A 4,603-nucleotide genomic window follows, 5' to 3' on the forward strand; every position below is an offset into this window, starting at 1 on the left:
ACCCTGAGCGCGCGCCAGTCTGCGTGCCAACTCGTGAGCGTATTGAGATCGCGCACTGTTACCGGTTATTCCACTCGAGATAAAACACACCGACTCCGGCCGCAACAAACATCGCGGCGATGATCCAGAATCTCACGACGACCGTAATCTCGGCCCAGCCTTTGAGTTCAAAGTGATGGTGCAGCGGGCTCATCAGGAAGATGCGTTTGCCCTTCGTCACCTTGAAGTAGGCCCGTTGCAGGATGACCGAGCCGGTCACCACGAGGAAAAGCCCGCCGATCAGCACGAGCAGCAGCTCGGTTCGGGACAGAATGGCGAGTGCCGCCAGTGCGCCGCCGAGACCGAGTGAGCCGGTGTCTCCCATGAAGATCTGCGCTGGTGAGGTGTTGTACCAGAGGAATCCGACCAGGCTTCCGACGATGGCCGCCGCGATGACAGCGAGATCGAGCGGGTCCCGCACGTTGTAGCAGTACGCGAGATCGTCCGGCTGAATGTCAACGAAGCATGACTGATTTTTCTGCCAGAAGCCGATGAAGATGTACGCGGATAGCGCGAAGATAGAGGCACCCGTAGCGAGGCCGTCCAAACCGTCCGCCACGTTGACGCCATTCGAGGCACTCACGATGATCAGAGTCGACCAGAGAGTGAAAGCAATCCCGGCGCCGATCAGCCCGAAGCTGGCGAAATCGAGCCAGGGAATATCCCTGACGAAAGAGATCATCGTCGACGCGGGGGTGAGCCTATTCTCGTCTGGAAAATTGAGAGCGACCGCGGCGAAGGCGCCCGCAACGATGACTTGGCCCAATACCTTCGACCAACCCCCAAGCCCGAGACTTCGCTGGTTACGAGTCTTCAGAAAATCATCGAGGAAACCGACAGCTCCCAACCCGACCATCAGGAAAATCACCAGTGCACCCACCAAAGTCACATCGACCTTGCCTACTATGTGCCCCACCACATAGCCCACGATGGAACCGAGGATGAAGATGATGCCACCCATGGTGGGCGTTCCACGTTTGGTGTGGTGAGCCTGTGGTCCGTCGTCCCGGATGAACTGGCCCCACTTCAGCCGAGTGAAAAGCTTGATGAACAGCGGCGTCAGAAAGAGAGTGAAGACGAGCCCTGTGCCTCCGGAAACGAGGAGGGCGATCACGTGGCGATCCCCGCGAGTCGGTCACCGAGCATGCGCAAACCGGCCGAATTGGATGACTTCACCAGCACGACATCCCCCCGGCGCAACCTGTCACACAGCACATCGTAGGCCTCATCGGAGGTGTTGACGAGGATCGACTCCCCGTCCCAGGAACCCTCGAGTCCGGCCGCATTGTGAATATGACGAGCGTTGTGACCCACCACCACGAGCTGGTTAACGTTGAGCCGAACGGCCAGCCGACCAATGCGATCGTGCTCATCGTTGGCGAATTCCCCGAGCTCAGCCATCTCGCCCAGCACGGCGAACGAGCGCCGGTCGGAGCCCGTCACCTGCGCAAGAGTCTTCAGCGCTGCCGCCATCGAGTCCGGGCTTGCGTTGTAGGCATCGTTGATGACGATGACGCCATCCGGACTCTCGATGAGCTCCATTCGCCACCGTTCGGCGCGGGTCAATCGCTCGAGCGAGGCTATCGCCTTACCGACAGGGATGCCCAGCGCACGGGTGGCCGTGATCGCGGCGAGGGCATTGGTGACATGGTGCTCTCCGAGAATGTGGAGCCTGACCTGCAGCGACTGGCCGTCTACGAGCACGGTAAAGGATGTGCCCTCCACGGTCGTATCCACATCGATTGCTCGCACCTCTGCCGCGTCATCCAGTCCGAACAGGATGACCTGCGCTTTCGTGACGGCCGCCATACGCCTGACCCGGCCGTCATCGGCATTGAGTACGGCGAATGACGTGGCGGATAGCCCCGTAACCATTTCGGACTTCGCCAGCTCGATCGCGTCCTGGCTGCCGAATTTACCGATGTGGGCGAGCCCTACGGTGAGCACGATGCCCACGTCGGGTGTAGCAATGGAGCAGAGTCGCGCAACGTCGCCGATCGCATCCGCACCCATCTCGACCACGAGAAAACGAGTGTCCAGGTCGACGCCCAGCATTGAGAGGGGGGCACCGACATCGTTGTTGAGCGAACCGAGCGGGGCAACAGTGGGCCCCTGGTCGGCGAGTATCGCCTGAAGCATATTCTTTGTGGTGGTTTTGCCGTTGGAGCCGGTGACAGCCACCACCTTCAGGTCGCCTCGAGCGCGCACACGTGCCACGACCTCACGAGCGAGAGTGGAGAGCGCACTGAGTCCATCGGATACGACGATCTGCGGCACAGCGACAGGAAGTTCGCGCTCCACCACCATTAGCGCAGCCCCCGCATCGGCGGCCGACTGCGCGAAGAGGTGACCGTCGGACATCTGGCCGGGCAGGGCGAAGAAGATCGAACCGGGGCCGACCTTGCGTGAGTCGGTCTGCACGTCGCCGTCAACGACGTTGGCCGCGGCATCCGGCAGCCCGATCAGTCGGCCTCCGATCGCAGCGGCAATGTCGGCTATCGGTAGCCCGATCATGGAGTGGCTCTGCTCGGGTTGTCAATCACTGTGTGGTGCATCGCTGTCTGGTGAGTCACTATCTGGTGCGTCACTATCTGGTGCGTCACTGCCTGGTGCTCCTGGCCGTCGAATTGTGGTGACACTCACCAGTTGACGGGCAGATCCGGAGCGGGCGACGTCGATGGCGGCACTCGGAACGTGGTGAGAGTCTGGGCCATGACATCGCGCCAGGTCGGGGCGATGAGACCCGAGAACACCCTATCGGGGATGCCTGCAGTCACCACGACGGCATACTGCGGATCGTCGGCTGGCGCGACCCCCGCGTAGGAGATCACCACGCTGTTGTCGTCGTATCCGCCGTTGACGACCACCTCTGCCGTTCCGCTCTTCACGGCGGTGCGGTATCCGGGGATCTGCAACTTAGGGGCTGAGCCGCTCTTATTGGCGACCTGCTCCATCATCGCCACAGTCTGGTCTGCGGCCGACGCCGAGAGCACCTGCCTGCCCTCGGTCGACGGCGCGTCCGTGATCGTACCGTCGGAGTGCTCGCAGCCCTCAACCAGGGTCACTGGCATCCTGATGCCCTGGTTTCCGATCGTCTGGAAGACGCTGGCCATCTGCACTGAGGTGGCACTCATGCCCTGGCCGTACTGCACCGCATAGTTGGTGCGGCCAAACCACTGGTCTGCATCCGGTAGCTGGCCCGCAGATTCGCCAGTGAAGTCGACCTCGGTGTAGTCCCCGAGACCGAACGCCGACATGTAGTCATGGCGCCTGTCTGCGGGAAGCCGGTCGGAGAACTGCGCCACCGCCGTGTTTGATGATTCGACTAGCGCCCCCGCGAGGGTGAGATTCATGGTGTCGTGGTAAAACGCGTCGGAGATCGAGCTGCCGTCGGCCTGCGGTAGTGAGTATGGCGCGACGACCCCGCTGCCAGGGTTGGCGGCTCCCGAATCGACGAGGGATGCCGCCGTCAGCGCCTTCATCGTGGAGCCAGGCTCGTACGGGGTGCTGAAAGCCCGCGAGCCGAGGGCATCGCGAGGTGCATCATCGACGTTGTTCGGATCAGCCGTGGGCCAGTCGGCCACCGACATCAAGTGGCCATCGGCGATCCGGATGACGACGGCGGTCGTCCAGGTCGCTCCAAGCTGGATCGCTGTCTGCTCCATGCGCTGCTGGACATAGAATTGCAGGTCACGATCAATGGTCAGGCGCAGAGTGCCGCCGTCTTTGCTCGGCTTCGACACCACCTCACTGCCAGGCAATGCGGTGCCATCCTCGCCCTTTTCATAGGATGTCGAGCCGTTCGCGCTGGCAAGGCACTGGTCCTCACTCAACTCGAGGCCGGCCTGCGGGCCGTCGGTGCCGATGAACCCGACGAGATTTCCCGCGATCTGGCCGTTCGGGTAACTTCGCGCCGCTTCGCGCTGAGCATCGGCCCAGGAGATGTCGAGTGCATCAATCTGCTCGAAGGTGTCGAGTGTGACGCCTCGCACCAAGTACATGAAATCAGAGGTCGGGTCGGCCGTCAACGCGGCATAAAGCACGGCCGGATCCTGCTTAGTTACTGCCGCGAGCGCCGCCAGGTCAGCCGGAACAGATACTGCGGCATCCTTCTGCAGCAGGGCGACCCTAGGCGAAGCAATGATGTCGTAGCGCAACACGCTGTCGGCAAGCACCGCGCCACGAGCATCCACAATGTCACCTCTGACTCCGTAGGTGGTGACTTCCCTGCCCCGTTTATCGAGGGATGCCGCGTTGAACTCGTCGGCGCGCACCACCTGTATGTCGACCAGTCTCACGACAAACACGGCCACGATCGCGAAGACGATTAGCACCGCAAGCGAGATCCTCGCTAGGCCGCTGCGTGTTCTCATGCGATGAACATCCCCAAGATCTGTTGTGTGCTGTTAGCGGGTCACTGGCGCCGGTAGCGCAGTGGAGGGCGTCGGTGCAGGGTCAGTTTGCGGCGCGGAAGGCGATGCAACCACAGGAGCGACTTATGAAATCAACTTCGGCAGTCGTACTCAAACAAACAAGCGATCGAATAACATACGGTGGATACGGA

At 61.7% G+C, this 4,603-nt stretch carries 3 protein-coding genes; all 3 read right to left on the reverse strand.

Features of this window, described 5'->3' with window-relative positions:
* Positions 1-58: 58 nt before the first annotated feature.
* Positions 59-1,153, reverse strand: coding sequence for a phospho-N-acetylmuramoyl-pentapeptide-transferase (mraY, locus tag RMN95_RS05420; protein ID WP_309615929.1), 1,095 nt, complete (start codon positions 1,151-1,153; stop codon positions 59-61).
* Entirely contained in the window at positions 1,150-2,553 is a 1,404-nt protein-coding gene (gene murF, locus RMN95_RS05425) for a UDP-N-acetylmuramoyl-tripeptide--D-alanyl-D-alanine ligase (RefSeq protein WP_309615930.1), read from the reverse strand. The genes mraY and murF overlap by 4 nt, the downstream gene beginning before the upstream one ends.
* A 125-nt stretch (positions 2,554-2,678) precedes the next feature.
* A complete protein-coding gene (locus tag RMN95_RS05430; RefSeq protein WP_309615931.1) occupies positions 2,679-4,412 on the reverse strand; it encodes a penicillin-binding protein 2 in 1,734 nt (577 codons plus the stop codon).
* Positions 4,413-4,603 lie beyond the last annotated feature (191 nt).

Origin of the sequence: Salinibacterium sp. (assembly GCF_031364185.1) — a bacterium.
Taxonomy (GTDB): Bacteria; Actinomycetota; Actinomycetes; order Actinomycetales; family Microbacteriaceae; genus Rhodoglobus.